The organism is Candidatus Melainabacteria bacterium (genome assembly GCA_003963305.1).
GTDB lineage: Bacteria > Cyanobacteriota > Vampirovibrionia > Obscuribacterales > Obscuribacteraceae > PALSA-1081.
The window spans coordinates 484,036-502,097 of sequence record RXJR01000009.1; the positions used below are offsets into that span (position 1 = coordinate 484,036).

At 52.1% G+C, this 18,062-nt stretch carries 18 protein-coding genes; 10 read left to right on the forward strand and 8 right to left on the reverse strand.

Annotation, left to right across the window (positions count from 1 at the left end; all coding sequences use genetic code 11):
* The first annotated feature begins 147 nt into the window (after window positions 1-147).
* The 10 genes from EKK48_12145 to EKK48_12190 all read left to right on the forward strand — a co-directional run bounded on the left by EKK48_12145 (window position 148) and on the right by EKK48_12190 (window position 7,358).
* The gene (locus tag EKK48_12145; GenBank protein ID RTL42729.1) at window positions 148-1,002 is read left to right on the forward strand and encodes a hypothetical protein; all 855 of its coding nucleotides are present in this window, start codon (window positions 148-150) and stop codon (window positions 1,000-1,002) included.
* Window positions 995-2,143 carry a hypothetical protein gene (locus EKK48_12150; GenBank protein RTL42730.1) on the forward strand — a complete coding sequence of 383 codons (1,149 nt, stop codon included), beginning with the start codon at window positions 995-997 and terminating at the stop codon, window positions 2,141-2,143. The genes EKK48_12145 and EKK48_12150 overlap by 8 nt, the downstream gene beginning before the upstream one ends.
* A gap of 51 nt (window positions 2,144-2,194) precedes the next feature.
* A complete protein-coding gene (locus EKK48_12155; GenBank protein ID RTL42731.1) occupies window positions 2,195-2,788 on the forward strand; it encodes a hypothetical protein in 594 nt (197 codons plus the stop codon).
* Between the two features lie 8 nt (window positions 2,789-2,796).
* Window positions 2,797-3,081, forward strand: coding sequence for a hypothetical protein (locus EKK48_12160; GenBank protein RTL42732.1), 285 nt, complete (start codon window positions 2,797-2,799; stop codon window positions 3,079-3,081).
* Complete coding sequence (locus tag EKK48_12165) at window positions 3,082-4,785, forward strand: hypothetical protein (GenBank protein RTL42733.1); 1,704 nt, start codon at window positions 3,082-3,084, stop codon at window positions 4,783-4,785.
* 316 nt (window positions 4,786-5,101) lie between these two features.
* Window positions 5,102-5,479, forward strand: a complete 378-nt coding sequence (locus EKK48_12170; GenBank protein ID RTL42734.1) for a hypothetical protein — start codon at window positions 5,102-5,104, stop codon at window positions 5,477-5,479.
* Window positions 5,480-5,673: 194 nt separating this feature from the next.
* Window positions 5,674-5,913, forward strand: a complete 240-nt coding sequence (locus EKK48_12175; GenBank protein ID RTL42735.1) for a hypothetical protein — start codon at window positions 5,674-5,676, stop codon at window positions 5,911-5,913.
* Window positions 5,914-6,066: 153 nt separating this feature from the next.
* Window positions 6,067-6,330 (forward strand): hypothetical protein, encoded by a 264-nt coding sequence (locus EKK48_12180; protein ID RTL42802.1) that lies wholly within the window; start codon window positions 6,067-6,069, stop codon window positions 6,328-6,330.
* Window positions 6,323-6,745, forward strand: coding sequence for a hypothetical protein (locus tag EKK48_12185; protein ID RTL42736.1), 423 nt, complete (start codon window positions 6,323-6,325; stop codon window positions 6,743-6,745). The genes EKK48_12180 and EKK48_12185 overlap by 8 nt, the downstream gene beginning before the upstream one ends.
* Complete coding sequence (locus EKK48_12190) at window positions 6,738-7,358, forward strand: hypothetical protein (GenBank protein ID RTL42737.1); 621 nt, start codon at window positions 6,738-6,740, stop codon at window positions 7,356-7,358. Before EKK48_12185 ends, EKK48_12190 begins: the two co-directional genes overlap by 8 nt.
* Window positions 7,359-7,884: 526 nt before the next feature.
* Here EKK48_12190 and EKK48_12195 read toward each other — a convergent pair.
* From EKK48_12195 to EKK48_12230, 8 genes are all read right to left on the reverse strand, one after another.
* Window positions 7,885-8,493, reverse strand: coding sequence for a hypothetical protein (locus EKK48_12195; GenBank protein ID RTL42738.1), 609 nt, complete (start codon window positions 8,491-8,493; stop codon window positions 7,885-7,887).
* A 2-nt stretch (window positions 8,494-8,495) separates the two neighbouring features.
* Window positions 8,496-8,801: a hypothetical protein gene (locus EKK48_12200; GenBank protein RTL42739.1), complete on the reverse strand. Its 306-nt coding sequence runs from the start codon at window positions 8,799-8,801 to the stop codon at window positions 8,496-8,498.
* Between the two features lie 193 nt (window positions 8,802-8,994).
* Window positions 8,995-9,498: a hypothetical protein gene (locus EKK48_12205; GenBank protein ID RTL42740.1), complete on the reverse strand. Its 504-nt coding sequence runs from the start codon at window positions 9,496-9,498 to the stop codon at window positions 8,995-8,997.
* A 90-nt stretch (window positions 9,499-9,588) separates the two neighbouring features.
* Window positions 9,589-10,026, reverse strand: coding sequence for a hypothetical protein (locus EKK48_12210; protein RTL42741.1), 438 nt, complete (start codon window positions 10,024-10,026; stop codon window positions 9,589-9,591).
* Window positions 10,027-10,203: 177 nt separating this feature from the next.
* Window positions 10,204-13,104 (reverse strand): hypothetical protein, encoded by a 2,901-nt coding sequence (locus EKK48_12215; GenBank protein RTL42742.1) that lies wholly within the window; start codon window positions 13,102-13,104, stop codon window positions 10,204-10,206.
* Between the two features lies 1 nt (window position 13,105).
* Window positions 13,106-13,696 carry a DUF1833 domain-containing protein gene (locus EKK48_12220; GenBank protein RTL42743.1) on the reverse strand — a complete coding sequence of 197 codons (591 nt, stop codon included), beginning with the start codon at window positions 13,694-13,696 and terminating at the stop codon, window positions 13,106-13,108.
* Window positions 13,666-14,034: a hypothetical protein gene (locus EKK48_12225; protein RTL42744.1), complete on the reverse strand. Its 369-nt coding sequence runs from the start codon at window positions 14,032-14,034 to the stop codon at window positions 13,666-13,668. Before EKK48_12225 ends, EKK48_12220 begins: the two co-directional genes overlap by 31 nt.
* Window positions 14,034-18,062 (reverse strand): hypothetical protein, encoded by a 4,029-nt coding sequence (locus tag EKK48_12230; protein ID RTL42745.1) that lies wholly within the window; start codon window positions 18,060-18,062, stop codon window positions 14,034-14,036. Before EKK48_12230 ends, EKK48_12225 begins: the two co-directional genes overlap by 1 nt.

Here is an 18,062-nt window from a genome sequence, read left to right on the forward strand (position 1 = left end):
TTATTGCACAGTGCGAACACCGCACGCGAAGCGACCTTGTCCGCGAAGCGCTGCGTTGTTATTCCGACACTTTCAGACGGAATCACGGTGCGCGCCTTCATCTTCTTCAGGATATGGAACCACAGACTGTTATCTTCCAGGAAGAACATGCGTAAAGACTTAGAAGGAAACATTCTGATTCACCCGTCAAGCCTGTCTAATTATCAGGACTGCGGGCGAAGGACTGCCGTCCAGATTTTTCGCGAACCGATTGAAACGGTCGTCGGAAAAGAACGGATTCGCAAAACCTTTCCGACTATCGGTTCGGTAGTTGGTAACGCTGTTCATGCCGGCGTCGCTTTCATGCTAGACCGCGTGCGATGCGGTCTGGACGCCGACCTACCCGCAGCCGTCGCCCTGGGTTGGGCAAAGTATGCGGCCGATTCTTTCGACGGTGTTCAGACAGACCAGACGACGCGCGACACTATCCAGGCGCGAATACAAATCGAAAAAATGATCAATGTGTTCGCGCACCAGATAGTTCCTTATGATAAGTTCGCGAATATCGAAGAAGAAATGATCGTTCACGTCGACGGTATTTTTTATGTCGTCGGCAAGCCGGACGGTCGAACCGAATATGGTGTCATTCACGACCATAAGACGGGCGTCAAGCTGTCGTCTTACTGGGCGCAGATTGGCGGCTATAGCGTTCTTTATGCGTCGCATGATATCGAGGTTTCGGCTGCCCAGGTCAATTTCTGCAAGCGCGTGAAATATGACAAACCACAGCCGGACATCGAAATCATTCCGTATAACTTGACCGCTGCGGAAGATGCCTATTTCGACACCGTCGAACGTGTCATGAGAGATTACGAAGCTTTCAGCCGAACGAATTCAATCGCGGCTTTTCCCGCGAATCCGGCTTCGTTCATGTGCTCGAAAAAATACTGCGAAGCGCATTCGACGCCGCTTTGCCCTTATGGAAAACAAACCAAATCAACAGGAGACGAAGACATTGACTGAAGAAACACAAGATATCGAATACGAAGAAGAAGACGCCCAGGCGGAAGTTTCTGTCGTAGAAACCAGCGGCGGTGCGGCTAGCAACATGGGACAGCTGGCGCAGATTAGCCAGAACGCGATGACAGGGAACGTCGCTGTCGCAGCGCAGCGCGCAGCTGTCGAAGTTTTGACGCAAGTGTACGCCGCGCAGAACAAACCGCGAAATCTAGCAGTGTTCAGAAAACGAGCGCTAGAACTGGCAAGCCAGGAACGGTTCGCTGAAACGGCTATTTACTGCCTGCCCCTGGGCGATTCGTTCAAAGAAGGTCCGTCTACGGCGATGATGGATTCTTTGATCGACGAATACCAGAACGTCCAGGTCGAAACTATCGAGCATGGCTACAGCGATCAGCTTCAGCAAAGTTCCGGCGAAATCATTCTGTGGAATTACGAAAGCAATGTTCGCAAGGTCGCGAAAATAAACATTCAGCACACGTCGCAGAAGAAGCAGTTAATCGGTTGGCAGACGAAAGCGGCTCTGTCAAAAGAACGACGAAATCTAATCAAGCGCACGCTGCCGGCGGACGTGGTCGCGGAAGTTTACGACAAATGTATTCAGACCGTCGATATGTCCATCGGCAAGAACAAAGCCGCCATTCCTTCGATGCTATCGGCATTTCGTGACATTGGCATTGAAGAAGGTCGGCTTCGCGCGTTCCTGGGCATCCACCCTTCCGAAAAGCGCGCCCTGGGCGACTACAAACCAGCTGAAGTTCGTCGCCTGCGTTCTGTCTACGCCGCGATAAATTCCGGCGAAGCGAAGCCGTCCGATTTCTTCAAAGGCGCGTCTAACACCGCTGCCGCAGCCAAGCAAGCCGAACGCAAAGCAAAACAGGAGGAAACGAAATCGGAAGATACGAACACGAAGGGAAAAAACACTGCAGTATCGACAGCGGCGCCTACAAAGGAAGCTGCCCCCACTGCGGAAGCTTCTGGACCCTTGCCTACGACGGAACCAGAATCAAGTTCAAAGGCGGCGGCTGCAAGTGCCGACCCCCTAGCGCCATCCTCTGCGGACCCTTCGCCATCATCGGCGCCTGGGTCAGAAACTGAGGCACCACCGCCGATACCGGAATCTACGAAGCGAACCAGGCGATTCTAAACAGCGCAGGTCAAACCACACACACACGACCGAAGCTAGAAGATAGACACCATGCCAAACGAAGAATTTCCAGAAATACCAGACACCGATTTTTCCCTAGCCCAGCAAGTTCGCGGCACTATGAAAGCTTTCGAAAGCATTCAGGAAACGCGCAAGCTGACTAAAGAAGAATGGCGCGCGCTGCACGCTTTGAACACCTTGTGGTCGACATATTCAGCCGAACGCAGGACGTTTATCCTGGACCTTTTGAAACGCGGATTCGCTGTCGCCGTGTCAGCGATTCTTTTCAGTGCGCCGGCATTCGCGGACGACGTGCCGAAGGAACTTCCAATCAACACGCCGGAACCTATGACGGTCGTCATTCTGAAAGACGAAGACAGGAAGCCGCATACATACAAGGTCGTTGGACTGCAGAAGGTAACGAAGCAGAATTTCGGGTTTCTTCGCGGGCGTCGCGTCTATCACTACAAACTAGACGGAACGCAGACGGAATATCTTCGCTATAGCGAGATAAAGAACGAAGACGTTCCTGACCTGCGTCCTTACGAGGTCGCTCACCCATGGCGATATCGAATCAAACTAGTCGCGAAAGGCGCACCGGCGGCGGCTAATACCGCTGCGTGGTGGGCATCGCACACTAAATAGGAGGAACTATGCACCAGCAATTTTTGCTAGCACGAACAGGGCTGACGAATAAAACAACTGAAAGGAAGCGGGTTCTGGTCGATATCTCGAATATCAACTATTACCGCGAATTGACTGACGACGAATTCATGATCGCAAAAGTGAACGAAGCGCATACCGAAGCAGTAACCGCCGTCTGGCTGAAGACGGGCGAATGCCTCTATGTACTGGCGACCTTCGACGCTATACGAAACATGATTAATCCGCCAGTATCCGTCAGACCGCGACGACAAATCGAGAAAAGGGGGGCTTAAATTTTGAGAGCACAAATAGAAAACTTCGGACCGGTCAAGCTTGCCGACATAGAGCTAGACCGCATAACGATGCTAGTCGGCGATAATGGCGTCGGGAAAAGTTCAATCGCCCAGGCTCTAGGATTCGCGCTGACAGGCACCACTTATAATGCGGAGAATCCACAGAACCGCGCTTATGAACTGGTTCGCGACGGCGCGCCGAACGGTTCCCGAATCAGGGTTTTCGACGACGCCGGCGAAGTCACCCTGACCTATCCAGACTGCAAGCATTCGGCGACTGGCGTCGCGCCGCGTTCTTCGCTTGTCGCTGTCGGCATGGAATCAATCTGTAAGATGAAACCAGCTGATCGCGCGGCGGTCGTTCAGAAGTATCTAAGGACGCTGCCGACGCCGGAAGAACTGACCGACGCCCTGTCGAAAGTCGGCGTCGAAGGTAAGAACGCGGAAGCAGTCGTCGACTACGTCGAAAAATACGGCTGGGAGAAAGCGCACGATCACTACAAAAATCAGGGCGCCCTTCATAAATCACTGTGGGCGCAGGAAGCGGGCGAAGCCTGGGGAAGCACCAAGCAAGCCAGTTTCATTCCGCAATACTGGGATAACAGTCTTCAGGGAATGAGCGAACAGACGCTGGTCGAAGAACTGGCGCGCGAACGGGAAATCCTTGAAACCAGCTTGAAAGTCGAAGCGATATCAGAAAAGGAAATCGCCGACCTGGAAGAAGAATCGAAGAACCTGGACGACCTGGCGCTTCGCGTGCAAGTTCTGAAAGAACACGCTGACAAGGCGAGGGCGAAAGTTAAGGAAGCCCAGGACCTTCTGAAGACGCTTCCGAAACCAGACTTCGGCGAAACCGGCGTTCCGTGCCCGCATTGCAAGCGTGACTTGATTATCGAGGGCGACACGCTGCGCAAAGTGAAGCCGGCTGACCTTTACACTGACGAAGAAAAGAACGAAATGGCGCAGGCTATCCTGGCGCAGAAGGAATTCGTCGCCGAAGCGATGAAAGCCGAAAACCAGGCGCTGGACAATCTGAGCGACGCACAGGTGAAATTAGCCCAGGCGAAGAAAGCCGCAGAACGACTTGCCGTCCTTAAGGCGAAAGGCGCACAGGAAGCGCCGCCGGCGGCAGTGGTAGAAAAACAGCGCGCAAACGTCGAACGCGCTAACCGCCGGTTGAAAGCCTGGACGCAGCGCACTAAGCTTGACCAGCACGCCGAAAACATTTCGCAGAACTTGTATATCGTCGGCGTGTTAAAACAGGAAGGTCTTCGACTGACGAAGCAGTCCGCCGGATTGAAAACGTTCAATCAGGAATATTTGAAGCGCGTCTGTGAGCTTGCCGACTGGGGTCTGGTCGAACTGCATGACGACATGACTATCACTTACGACGGTAGAAGTTATCACCGCTGTTCAGGCGGTCTTCGCTGGCGCTGCCGTATGACCTTGCAGATCGCCCTGGCGTGGTTGGAACCTTGTTCGCTGCTTATCCTGGACGACGACGTTCAAATCGACGATGCCGGTCGCGGCGGGCTGATTCAAATCCTTGAAAATTTCAAGGCACCGTCGCTGGTGTGTTTCGTAATTTCGAAGGAACACGATATCCCTGATCTGTCAGATGAAAGCTGGGGCTGTGGAAAGACCTACGTTTTTGAAGACGGTGTCACTAAGCTGTTCACAGCAAAGGATGCGGTGCCGGCATGAAATGCTCAAAGTGTGGATTTGATGAACTAGCCGAACTGCGTCGTGAATCTAAAGAACAGATTGAGAAATTTAAACTGGAAAACGGCGATAAGCCTTATTTCACGCTTCGCGATATGCTGTGCGGCAATTGCACTGCGCAAGTCGTTTCGAAACTGGAATCCCAGTCGCCTTTACCGTATTTCATTACAGCCATGTACGAATGCGGTTCGATTAGGAAATCAGAAAAGGCTGGCGAATGGACTACTGAAAAGCCATGCCCGCGCGACAAGCCTTGTCGCTGTCTTTGCGCTTGTAAAAAGTGTAACGGAGGTGCTGCATGAGTTTGACACCGAACCAGCGGAACTACTACGAAAAACAAAGCGGTCCGACGAAACCGAATCCGATACTCAAGTCGAATCTAGAAGCCGGTTTCAATGCCGCGCAGCTGGAAAAGGTTCAGAACGAATTGCGCGACAGTCTAGCCGAATTAGACACCATGTACGGCGGTCCGTTCACGAAAGCGACTTCGATCATGATGGCTGAAACCACGCTGGCGAACTTGCGCGAAAAGAATCTGAATGTTTACGCCGCGCTGATTGGTCCGAAGCCAGCTTCGCTTTTCGGGCTGCGGGTCATTGTAGAAAACAATTGTCCGCGCGACCTGGCTTATCTGATGGACGGAACCAAGATTCTGTACACGCTGAAGCTAGCATGAAAACCCGCTGCGGCTGCCCTGTTACGTCCGACCGCGTCTATTGCTTTACTGACGGGAACGGAAAACAAACCTTCATCCACTACGCTTGCGCCACCACTGCGCAAAAGCAGAAGCTAGCTTGATGAATGCGACGCGGACGCCGCAGCGGACCGAAAGGAACTGATTCGAATCTATAAGTTTAGGAGGAAAGGAAATTGACACGAAAGTGTATATCAAACAATTGCCAGAACGAAGGCGTCGGGTATTTCCAGTATGGCGGCGTTGCATCCTGGCACTGTCAGCGGTGCCTCGACATTTTTGAGGCTGCGGCGAAAGATGGAATCAAGGCTGAAAACGTTCTTCCGCCTTACGAAATTCTAACCGCATCTGATACCACTTCCTCGCTGAAATCACCTTCCGCCGGCGGAACGAGCTCGCGCGGAGCTGGCTTTTAGAGATTGGCTTGTCATGCTGATTTCGGAAGACTCGAAAAAAGTTTTGATTTTCGCGGGTGCCCCATTAATCGGAGAAATATGAAGTTCATGAACAACGAACAAAAAGCGGATTCCGAAGCTCTGGACCGCGTCGAAACCGAATCGTTCGGAAGCATCTGTATTGAAATTGCGAAGGAAAGAAACAGCCAGGATCGCAAGTTCCCGCAGAACGGCAAAAACACGTTAGCCGAATGGATGCTGATTCTATCCGAGGAAGTCGGCGAAGCAGCTAAGGAAGCCTGCGACACACACTTTCACCCGACGCCGCCTGAAGAAGTTAGAACGCGCATTCTATGGCGTAAGCTGCGCTACGAACTTATCCAGGTCGCCGCTGTTACCATCGTGATCATTGAATGGATTGATAAAAAAATTGGCTAAAGCAAAGAAAAACGATTGCGGCGAACTGATCGTCGACGGGCGACCGGTCAAGATTTTGGGTATCGCCCAAAATCTTGGCGGACTTGAGCTAATCGAGTCGTCACACCTTTTCAGTGGTAACAACTACGCGCAGTATTTGCCGCCGCTGCCATCGAGCAGAACGGTGACACTAGATCTAGCATTCGACGGCGAAGCCTTTCGTTATCTGTTCAGCCGGAACGGCGCTGAAACCTTTCTGGAAATTCGGCTACCTGGCGGCGAAGAACAGCTAGTCCTAGCCATCTTGAAGGAAGTCGGCACGACTGGAAAAGAAATGTGTGTATCGTTCATTCCGCAGAAAACAGGGGTCCTGCCAGTCAAACAGGACCCCGACTGGCGTCCGCCCGAATCAATACCAGAGGATTACTATGCTTGATGATTTCAAATTAGAATATCTGAACGGACAGCTGAATGCTTTCCATCCGCCGCCTGAAGAACCGGAGATGCGCCCGTTTATGCGCGAACTTCTTTCGGCGCCGAACGGTGAAATTCACGTCGTAGGTAATCGGCAGTGCGGCTTAACGACTGCGCTTCTAGCCGACTGGCGCTGGCATGGTGGTGACAGGTCCTTATTATTCGTCCGCGCAAAACCAGCTATAGGACACGTTTTTTCGCTTATCGTGAAACACTTCGGACAGGCGCAAATGAAGCGGGAAGGGTTTATCGAATTATTCGCTACGCGAAAGCTTCGTGTCGAAGTTGTTTCAAGCGACCTTCATCGAATCGACTTCGGGGATTTTGGCTGGATCGGTGTTGATGTTCAGAACGTCAGCGCTGAAGAAGCTGTCGCCGAAGCTTGCCTTGAATTCGACAAGGGGCGAGGTATTCGCCCGTTTACTACGACAGCAAGGTTCCCAATCGGTTCGCGGCGAATCGTTATCGCGCAGAATCCGCCGAAGCGAGATTTTCAGACTATCTACGCGCTGCCAGAAAAGGACGAATTCGACTGGCGCCCTAACGAACTGCTACCAGAGGATTATCATCAATGAAGTTCCCCTATGTCATTCCGGTCGCGCTGCCCTTCCGGCTTCTGTTTACGCTGTTTAAGGGGATGCGATAATGCGATATCCCGTGCGGTAAATTTTTAATCGAATTGCCCGTTTTTCGTCCTAAATGTCCCGAACGGTAAACAAAACAGAAAGCACCGCCATTGCTGACGGTGCTTTCTGACTGTCTTATGCGTTCGCGTTGCGCGGCTGCAGTCGTTTCACGTTGCCGGTCTTAACCACCCGGCCTTTTTCATTTTAGAAGCCGCCCCTGTTCGATTTGAACGAACCCTTCGCGTATAACCGAGAACTGTCTATTCAGTAGCCGCTGGATAGATTCTGCACTTACGGAGGCTCACAGAGCTAGGGGCTATGGCGCCCAGCGAACACGTCTGCCGTAACATTTTAGACTGGCGAACCAGAATGAACGCGCCGTCGAGCAAAAGAAATAATACCACGGCAAAAGGGCGACCACACAGCCGCCCTTTCAAATCAAACCACACGAATTAATTGTACACCAGAGGCGGTGCTAGCTGAAAACCTTTTGTTCGAAACCTAATTTCATGATCGCGGCTAACCCCAGTTGCTGACTGACTAATTCGGGCTTCCACTGAACTACCCACTTTCCGCCCTGGTTCACTTCGATGTACTTTCCCTTCGTATACTGGTTAGTCATCGACCAGAGATACGGCGTTTTAACGTCAGGATGGTATTGTCGATATCCATAGCCGTTATATCCTTCCAGCTGCCACAGACAGCCGGCTATGCTCCAATCCTTCCATTTGTTCAAGCCGCGCACATTGACCAGGGCGTCATATGCGCTTTCTTCCCAGGACCAGGGTCCAGGCGTCAGCGGTCTGTTAGCTGGGCGCTTCTTCGTCTTCTGAGCCAACGGGTCGCCGTTGTGTATGTGCTTTGAAAAATCGTTATGGCATTCAATATAGTGGATGATTCCGACTATCCACCACGGGCACCCGACGCGTTCGGCGACTCCTTGATAGCGCGGCTTGTTCGCGACAATGGTTTTTATAATCGGTCCGGCGAAACGCTTCCCTTGTTCTGAAACGACCGCAGCGGCGAACAGCGATTCATATTCTTTCTTCAGCGCGTCATTAAATGATACTGGCAGTGGTGGCACTATCAATCCCCTTCAATTGGTTCAACGTCCTGGGCGTCGACTTCTATCTTTTTATGTGTGCCTGTCACTTCGTCGACTAGCACTTCTTGAACTTCAGTCACAGCTGGTAGAAACCACTTTCTTACTTCCGAAATCGATTTCACGGAGAATTCGAAAACGCCGTGACCGATGAAATATAGAACAAAGAAGATAAGTGTCCAGTGCGGTTCAAAGCGACCTGTCACGCTTATTTGCGTGTATGCGTTCAGCGCCCAGGCGAAGAAAATGCACGCACACAGGAATATAACGAAGTAGCTTTTTGCCGGCACTGGATACCCTTCCTGTTTTGTTATCGTGTCACCATCGGCACTATATAAGCCGCTGCTGCTGCAATTGCGAGCGCAGCGAGAGCGACGCCGATAGCGTAGTCATAGCCGCGGCTGAATTCTTTGTGAACGCGGCATGTTATCAATCTGTGCATTGCTTTTCCTTTCTTAGTGAAGTGTCAACGATTGTGCGACGCTATTTCTTCTTTGAATGTGCCGCCTTGACGCCTTCGACGTAGTTGTGAACGTCGTCGAAACCAGACTTGATCTGTGCGTATCCGGCTTTGACCTGGTCTTTATTGACCGCAGCTTCAAGCGAAGCAAGTCCGCCGCCAATGTCAGCAGAAGCCGCTTTGACAGCGCCGATAGTCTGAACCATAGTCGCCGCGATTGCCTTCAGGTCGGCGATACAATCTTCAGGATTCGATTTCGTATCCTTCGCGAATTCAACTAGTTCCGCTTCAAGCTTTTCTAGGTTCGGAGTAGCAGCCAGAAGCGCTGTTCCGCCGGCTCTTAGTTCAACGATTGCGGCTTCTGTCTTGTCGTGATCAATCGCGTGAATAACTTCAGATGCGCCGGCTTCGAACTTGACCTTAATCGCGCCCATTTGTTCAACGTCTGGAACGTGATTATTATCTTCGTCTGCTTTCATCAAGCGGTCTTTGACCATTTTTTCAGGGTCTAATCCTGGAAATCCCATAATATTTTTTCCTCACTTTGATTTCATGTAGCCACTACTGGCGATGTCTATTCCTAATCGAATTGAGCGCTGAACGCTAGCGCAAAAGTGCTAGCCGACCGTGCCTTCGTTCTTAAAAATGTGGTTGAACGTGATTACAAGCGACTTTCCGGACGGAACGTCGATGCTGGGCGCGCAGTCTACTTTTGTAATTAAATTTCCCCCTGCCGGCGGGTCTGTTGTGTTCGCGGCGACGCCGTCACTGTCGAATATTCCGACGTTGGTTATAGTCTTCGAAGCGTCAGCGACTAGCGTCACGACAGCGCGCCAGATGTCGTTAAACTTGTCGCGTGTTTCCTGCGTGCTGACGCATTCGACGCGCCGGTGATAGCCGCTTCCGTCGACTTCCGCCGACTTCGATTCGGTGAACAAAGTCGTGTCGTCTAGCGCTGTCGTGCCGGCACCAGTGCCCCAGGCACCGAACCAGGTTCCTGTCTGCTGCGACAGGAAAAACGTGATTGAACTTAAACCAAGATTCACAAGTGGCATGATTTATCCTTCCTTTTCTTCTTCGTGGATTTCGGTATGAATGATGCCGTAATCCTTGTAAACAGAACCGTCTTCATTGACGATCACAGCCGATACTTCCGTTCGCGCTACTAATCCTTGCAAGCCTTTTCCTAGCGTTACTTTCGTTTGTTGTTCTTCTTCCATTCGCTTTTCCTCTTAGCGTTTCTTTGCTTGTCCGGTGCCGACAATGATGTCGAACGACACATAGATATTTCCGTCTTCCAGGTCTTCGACCGTGTTCGTCGCCGCGCGGATCGGCACATCGAAAGCGACCTGCATAGCGCCGTCTTCCAGGTCCAGGACCGTCGCTGATTCTTCGGCGCCGACTTTCGCGTCGTAAGTAACGAATATTCGCGGGTCGACAAATTCGCCGACGACGCCGACTTCGATGTCGAATGTTCGATTGATTGATTCGACTACTATTCCGCTGACCGATGCCCAGGACGAAACATAGGCGGTATCGCGCATAGTGCGAACGCGAACGTCGTATTCGCCAGGTTCCGGCACCGTGATATAGACGACGCCCAGCCGCTTAGAAATGATCGTGTTACCCTGCCAGTATTTCTGTTCATCTGGGTCTGTCGATTTCTTATAAGAGAACTGGAATTTATCGACGTACTGCGAATAACCTGGGCGTTGCATTTCGAGAGTGATTGATAAATTGTGGACTGAATGCGACAGAATAGTCGGCGTCGCAAGTGGGTTTGTATTACGTGGTAATACGCCGACTTGTCCAGTCGAAGGAAGTTCTATAGAACCATCAACATAGTGAACGCCTGGCGCTGCATCAGTACAGGTAATTTGAACGTTGCCTTCAGCGTCCGGCGCGACGTTTGTCACCAGGCATTCATGAACAGGGTCTTCGCCGAACATGAGCAAGTCGCCGGCATTCGGATGCGCGTCGTCGTCATACCAGATAACAGGCGAAGCCAGGTCGACACGATTGGAATCCGGCGTAATTGAAACGTTTTCGAACGTGACGCCCAGGTTATTAGCACAGCGGACCCTGATACTATACGTAGTGCCCGAATCGTAGTCGGCTGAAGATATCAGCTGTTCGTCGACGATGAAGCCGGTCACATAGCCGCCGCTGGTCAGAACTTCCAAGATTTTGCCGCTGTTGTTAACATCCCAAACGACCGGGCTGTTAACTAGAATCAAGTCGCCCTGGTTCAATATGTAGCCGTCAGTTTCGGTCGTGAATTCGTAATATGTGCCGCGCTGCTGGAAAGTTTCGAGCATATGCCGGGCGAGCTTGTAGACCTGACTTTCGCGCGTGACATACGGGAAATCTTGCCGCAAAAGTTTATAGACGGTTTCTGGCGTGTAGCCGTCGCGGCAGATCAATACTTCGCCCTGCTGCGGTCCGTCGCCTTTATAAGCTGTCGTTTCGTCCAGGAACTGAGCTAGTATCGCGTGCGGAATTCCGTCGGTCAGAAATGTTTTCGTGACCTTGAAATTCTTGTAATTGCGTGAACAAAAGTGCTGGGCGACTTCGGTATTTAGAACGCGCGGTCTGTCGATAATAACGCGGTGTGAATCGTCGTTCTTAACGAACTGCATCCTGGCAGTTGCGCCGATCTGGTTCAGAAGTTCGAACGCGCTAATGTCTTCGGCGACTACACCGTCGCAGCGAAAATCGTTCGCGACACACCATTCATGCGCCTTTTTGAAACTGTCGCCGTCGATTCTATTGCAGTCCAGGGCGTTGTAATTGAGAGCGCCGGAAGTGAGAACCAGAAGACCGCAGTCCGACGGATTGTCGGAAGCGTCTATCACCGCTGGCGATACCAGGGCGCGACCGTCCAGGACCATGTTTAGATCATTGTTTGGGTGACTAGCGAAGTTCGCGCCGTTCCAATATGAAAGCAAAGATTGAGCATCGCAGCGGAACGCCGGCAGTGTGCCATTCAGCGCCACCAGAGGATTGAAGACGCTGGAATTTGGCGCATTCTGGAAGTATTGAGCATTGAAAATATGCCCGCCATATGCCGGCGTGGACGAATTGACTGGATAATACGGCGAATTGTTGTTCGACACAGCACCATTAACAGTGCGGTCTTCGGTGCCGTCGTCGCGATTGTCTGTCGAAAGAATGCGCATCGCGATAAACGACAGCGGAATAATCCGCCCGTGCCGGTCCTTTCTGAACTGCTGAAACGCCGGCTTGTTCTTGAATCCCTTGATAGCTATCAGCTGGATTTCGGAAATGGTTCGCGGCGCCTGGTCGTCTGTGTCAGTCGTTTCGGCGTTAACACGCGTGACGAGGATTTCATAGTTACCCTTCGGAACGCGCATCTTTCCAGTACTGTCGCGGAATGAATACTGACTGCCGGCGTTGCTTGTGTAGGACTTCAGAACGATTGATTCGTTCGTTTCTTTGTTTCGTGCGATCAGTTGAACTTCCACATATCCAGGCGCTTGACCATATGGTGGCGTGTTCGAATTGCGGTGATATAGACCACGCGGAAAGGCGAAGTCTAGTTCAATCCATTCGACATCGTTCGAAGGAACGTCGTAAATCTGCGTGACGTTCTGCGTCAGTTTAACGTCGGACAGGTTCGTCTGTTGACAGCACAGCGGATAAAGAGTGATCGGCGGGTCGTTCTTAAACCCCGATGTAACCTGCATTACATGACGCGGAAAGTTCGCTTCTGTCATCGGCAGTACGCCTGGACCGTTCGGATTCTGGAAAAAATAATTCGTCAGGAAGACGGGACCAGGACCTATTTCGTAAACAAGATTGATAAACGAATAATTTTGCCAGCGGTTCGTCGGCTGATAACCCGGGTAAAGAACGGTGCCGTCGAAGATATTTATGATTTCAGTGTAGGGCTGACATGCCCGGTTCGGAAAGATTTGTTTAGGCTTGCCCAGGACGCGCCCGACTTTGCCCCATTTATTGGCGACGTTACTAGAGCCGGTCAGCTGTGGCACCATTGGCGCGGTCTGCTGTGCCACCTGGGGCGGTGTCGAAGTGTTAGGCGCTGCCGGCGCTATCGGATTGAATAGCGGATGATATCTGACAGCTGGTGTCCAGTTTTTCGCGAAATCCATATTAACCCCCTGGCGGTTCTTCGCCGTGCGCGAAGTCGACGTTCACTGGCGCGCCACCGAAGTTAGTACCAGCGATATACTGACCAAGTTCGAACAGCCCTTCATTCGCGCCAAGTGAGTAGACAAGCCAGGGAAGACCTTCGCTTAGTGCGTCTTCCGCGCCTAGAGTAAGTTCGACAGCCTGGTCGTCACATTGCAGCTGCCGCAGCGCATATGTCTGCGTCCATAGAAGTGTGTCCGGTTCCGCCGCGATGATTTTGGAAATCGACACCGTGATTTCGGCGTCGCGCTGCATAAGGACCAGGAGCTTACCCAGCGTTAGGTCGACATTGTCCAGGCGAAGCGTTCCTGTAGGATCTGAATTGTCTTCGGATTCCGCCGGCGGCTGAAAAGTAAAGGTGCGTTTCTGGTATGTATTGCCACCAGATACGATGTCTTCGTTATTGTCGACGAAGCGCTGTGTCGGAAAAATTGGCGACGAAATTTCGCACAGATAAAGCCAGACCTGCCCTTTATTGTGCTGGTCGTTCATGGCGTGTTTTGCTAGTGTGCTAAAAATTCTCATGGCAGAATTTCCACCGTCAGGCTGCATCGGAAGAACATACTGCGGGCGCCTTGATTGATTGAGCCGCTAACGTGCTGGAACTGCGGTGTGCCCACGAGGCGCATAGACACCGGCGTTCCTTCGAACGGATGAATCCAGGTAAACGGAACCGCGCCGTCAGCGCATTCATTATCGAAGAACAGCTTCAGCGTCTTCTTTTCTGCGCCGTTCAGGAAAAGCTGACCGTTAAACGTGTTGACCTTCGCCGTATAGCGGCGCCTGGTCTTCTGTGGACCGGCGTCATTGTCGGTTCGTCGAACGTTATCCTGGGGCTGTTCTGTGACGCTGCCCTGAAGAAAGAATTTGTTCAGCGGAAATACTGGCATTATGAGTGCCTCGTGAAACTGGGTTTGACGTTCGGGAAGTTTTGCTTGAGCGCGGCTTTCGAGGAAGCGCTAGCCATGCCGTGACGCTGGCGTTCTTCGAATTCGATTTGTAAGTTCTTGCCGTGCTGCGTGACCTTTGCTTCATGATGCGGGCTGGCGTTCTGAATGTTTATGTGCTGCGTCATGCTTCCGCCGGCATAGGAAGCGCCGTTTGGAATGATCGTTCCTGCGCGGTCGCTGATGAACAGTTCTGGTCCGTTTTCGCCGACCAGTGCAAGGTCGCCGACTGGCGGTCTTCCGCCGCTGGCAAAGCCTGGAATTTTGCCAGTACTGATTTTGGGAATGTTGACGCCTAGTGTCGCCAGTGGTGTCGCTAGCCATTCTTCGAAAGACAGGCTCATGCCTTTACTGAATGAAGTTTCCCAGGCTTTATATAGTGGCGTTTTTATAGCCGCTTCGATCTGCGCCGTTACCCAGTCTGAAAAACTTATGTTATGCCGGGCGCCGCTTTGTTCCCAGCGTTCGCGCGCGTCGCGCTGCTGTTCGCCGGTCGCTTCGGTACAAAAGTCTTTCCAGAGATCATAGAAGTGCTGGTTCAGCGAAGCGTCACCGCGATCAGTCAAACCGCTGTCTTTGAAATTGCTTGGTATCTGGTCGATAAAGTCGCTCGGCTGCAATGGCGAACCGTCCATATTTCCGCCGCCTTCGCCCGTCTGGAAGCCACCGGAGAACGGCGCCAAGGTTCCTCCCGTGCCGCTGGCTATCGCTTCCGAAACGCCTTTCGACAGACCGCCAGTTATGCCCTGTGCGACCTTGTCCGCCATTTCTTTGTAGCCGTTCCGACCAGGCAAGCCGTTATAATCCGATACGCCGGTCCAGTGTGAACCGTCGGCTTCGGTCGGCGCGCCGATGAACCGCTGGGCGCCGCCGCGCGCGCCGTAATTGTAGCCAGGGCTAGTGCCATCCCAGGCGGTGCCTGTGCCATAGTTCGCGCTGCCCAGATAGCCAGAACCGCCAGGATAATTTCCGCCGGAAGTGCTGAAACCAGAATAAGGATTAACGGGTCCATAGCTTCCGTCGGTCGGAACGACGCCACCATCGCCGCTACCACCATCACCGCCCAGGGGCGACATAGGCTGGGCGGGAAAACCTGGAAGAAGGTTCGGAACGCCGCTGCTCTTGAACCAGTTCAGAACGGCTGGGTCGATTCCGCCAAAAGCGTTCGGGTACTGCGCCATAAGTGCCGGCAGACCGTTAGCGAAGAATTGGAAGCCCTGGGCGCTAGCCGAAGTGTAGCTGTCCCATTGTTTCATTCTGGCTTCAGCTGAAGCTACCATGAATTGTGATATGGTCTTGTCGCCTTCAGACTGGCGCTTATAGAAGTCGTCGTATTGCGCGTGATAATATGCCTGCCAGATAGCCAGGAAGTCGTCGGTCGTCGGCGCGCGCATTCCGCTTGAGCCACCGCCAGCGGTTCCTGCGCTGCCGCTTAGCGAGTTGCCCAGGCTGAAGCCGTATCGACCGCCCAGCGCATAGCCTGGAAGCCCTGCGCCGTAGTTGTATTTATGTAGGTCATGATTCGGAATGACGGTGCCGGAACCGCCGTCGGGGATGATTATTTCTGGTCCTTTTTCGCCCACCAGGAACGGCTGATTCGCAGGATGACGACCACCGTCCGCGAACTTCAGAAGCTTTCCTAACCCGCCGAAAATATTTCCGACAGGGCTAAAGAGCGACTTTCCAAGACCGCCAAGACCGCCTTGCATACCACCGCCTAGCCACTGTTCAAGCGGTTTAAACAGAAGCTGCTGGGCTGCTAATTGCGCCAACTGTTTGCCCATGTCCTTGAACACGTCAGTCAATTTTTTGCCGTTGAATATCGCGTCTTCCAGACCTTTTTTCATGTTGCTAACGAACGCCTTAGCGCTGTCGTTCGTCTTGTTCGCATCCGATGCGATCTTTTTCATCGCGTCTGAATATTGCTGCTGTGTGATTTTCAGCTTCGGATCAGTGCTGGCTAGCAGGTCGTTCAGTTCTTTTTGCTTTTTCTTCCATGAATCAGTTGAACTGACAATCGCGTCGATCCTGTCTTTCTGCGACTGAATCAGCGCGTTATTCTTTTCCAGTTCCGCGCTAGTTTCACGAAGTTTTTTCAGGCGGTCCTGAAAGACAGAATCGTTTTCGTCGATGCCGGCTTTCTTCGCGTCTTCGCGAAGCTGTTTTTCCGCGCGCAAAAGTGGTATTAGACTCTCTTGACCTTGCAGTTTTAGCTGGGCTTCGTCGGCTTGTTCTTTGAGCGCTGCTGTGATCTTGTCCATGTCTGCATAAGCGTCAGCTTGTTTTTGCAGTTCTTCGACTTTCAAAAGTTCCCTGGCAGTATCCAGAATTTCCTTCTGTTTTGCCGCCGTCATTTCTTTGCCGGCGCGAATCGCGTCGTCGATTTGTTTCTGTGCTTGTTCGACGACGTTTAGTTCTTTCTTGCCTGCTAGTTCGTTCTGCGCTTGTTTGAGTTTTTCTTTCTCGTCCGCCAGAATTTTGTCTAGACGCTTTTCGTCGTCCTTGACCGCCATCGCCTGATTAGTTTTTAGGCGTTCTTTCTCAAGTCCTGCTAGGGCTTCCAGTGCGACTTTACGCTGTTCGTCGGTCAGCGCTGTCTGCTTCATTATTTTGAGGCGCGCCTGTTCGTAGTCGGTGATTTCCTTTACGCCGTTTAGTTCGTTTTTAAGTGCATCGGTTTTCTGCTTGTATGTGTTCAGCGTGTCGACGGCTATTTCCGACTGCTTCTTCCATTCTTCATTTTGCTTTTTGACCGCCTTTTCGGCTTCTGTGATTTCGGAAGCTTTCGGTCCGCTTGTATCGCCGGCGCCAGGCTTGAACTTTTTCGACGCGGCGTCCATGTCGTGCATGTTCTTACGCGCGGTTTCACCGGCTTTCTTCCAGCCGTCGATCAATGGCTGTAAGAACTGACCGACATAGTCTTTCGAACCGTCCTTCGCGTCCGCCTGAATTTGGTTATGAACGCCCTGGATAAACTGCCCGAGAGGTCCTAAGAATTCTTCAGGGTGCTTCGGCATCATAGATTCAAAAGCAGCCGCGACAGTGTTCGCGGCGTGCTTCGCAGCTAGTCCCATGTCAGCGAAAACAACGGTGAATGTCGCGCCAAATATTTGCATGTTTTGCCAGAACACGTCCGAATCATCATTCGCGTTTCCTAGCGCCTTCTGAAAGTTCCTAAGAGCGACGATGCTAGTTTCGATACCTTCGCGGAATGCTGCCATTCCCTTAGTATCTTGCGCTGTTTTGAACAAGTCGTCGAACGCCACTTTCAGCGCACCGAGAGCACCGCCCATAGTGTTACGCGCGGCAGCCGCAGCGCCGCCGAATTCCGTTTCCAGTTCCTTCAGGATTATCGCCTGGGCTTTCGCTGTCTGTCCGGTTTTGACCAGACCGGCGACCAGGTCCTTCTGCGCTTCTGTTAGCTTGACGCCTTCTTTCTGCAAAGATTGAACGCCCTTAATGGGGTCATTCATAGCCTTTCCGACCTGCACAGCTGCCGCCTTCAGGTCCATCTTCATTCCGACGGAAAGGTCGATAACTGCCTGAGTTACGCGCGGCAATTCTTGTTTAGAAATGCTGGTGAACGACAGAAGAACGCCTTCCATCGAATTGATAACATCGTCGTCAATACCATTCAGATCGCCCAGCTTTTCAGATAGCGCTGCGACTTGTTTGGCTGTGACACCGGCGGCGCCACCAGTCGAACGAATGCGCGCTTCCACTTGCGCGAAGGCGTCGCTAGCCTGGCTAGATTCTTCGACTAGCTTCGTGAAACCTTCTTTTAGGATTTCTACGACCGCTATCGCTTCGATACTGCGCTTAATGCCTTCAATTGATTTTTCTATAGCATTCGCTGCGTGTTCGACATCTTGTTCCATTTTTTTAATGGACTTAGACGCCTTCGCAATGCCGGTTTCCCACTCTGTGGAATCCAGCCGCATCTTTGTATAGAGATCACCAATTGAAGGCAT

Bases quoted from the DNA above. Each gene is read 5' to 3' on its own strand.
- EKK48_12145 (RTL42729.1), top strand. From the start codon at position 148: ATGCGTAAAGACTTAGAAGGAAACATTCTGATTCACCCGTCAAGCCTG.
- EKK48_12155 (RTL42731.1), top strand. From the start codon at position 2,195: ATGCCAAACGAAGAATTTCCAGAAATACCAGACACCGATTTTTCCCTA.
- EKK48_12160 (RTL42732.1), top strand. From the start codon at position 2,797: ATGCACCAGCAATTTTTGCTAGCACGAACAGGGCTGACGAATAAAACA.
- EKK48_12170 (RTL42734.1), top strand. From the start codon at position 5,102: ATGAGTTTGACACCGAACCAGCGGAACTACTACGAAAAACAAAGCGGT.
- EKK48_12190 (RTL42737.1), top strand. From the start codon at position 6,738: ATGCTTGATGATTTCAAATTAGAATATCTGAACGGACAGCTGAATGCT.
- EKK48_12205 (RTL42740.1), bottom strand. From the start codon at position 9,498: ATGGGATTTCCAGGATTAGACCCTGAAAAAATGGTCAAAGACCGCTTG.
- EKK48_12210 (RTL42741.1), bottom strand. From the start codon at position 10,026: ATGCCACTTGTGAATCTTGGTTTAAGTTCAATCACGTTTTTCCTGTCG.
- EKK48_12215 (RTL42742.1), bottom strand. From the start codon at position 13,104: ATGGATTTCGCGAAAAACTGGACACCAGCTGTCAGATATCATCCGCTA.
- EKK48_12220 (RTL42743.1), bottom strand. From the start codon at position 13,696: ATGCAGCCTGACGGTGGAAATTCTGCCATGAGAATTTTTAGCACACTA.
- EKK48_12225 (RTL42744.1), bottom strand. From the start codon at position 14,034: ATGCCAGTATTTCCGCTGAACAAATTCTTTCTTCAGGGCAGCGTCACA.
- EKK48_12230 (RTL42745.1), bottom strand. From the start codon at position 18,062: ATGCCTTCAATTGGTGATCTCTATACAAAGATGCGGCTGGATTCCACA.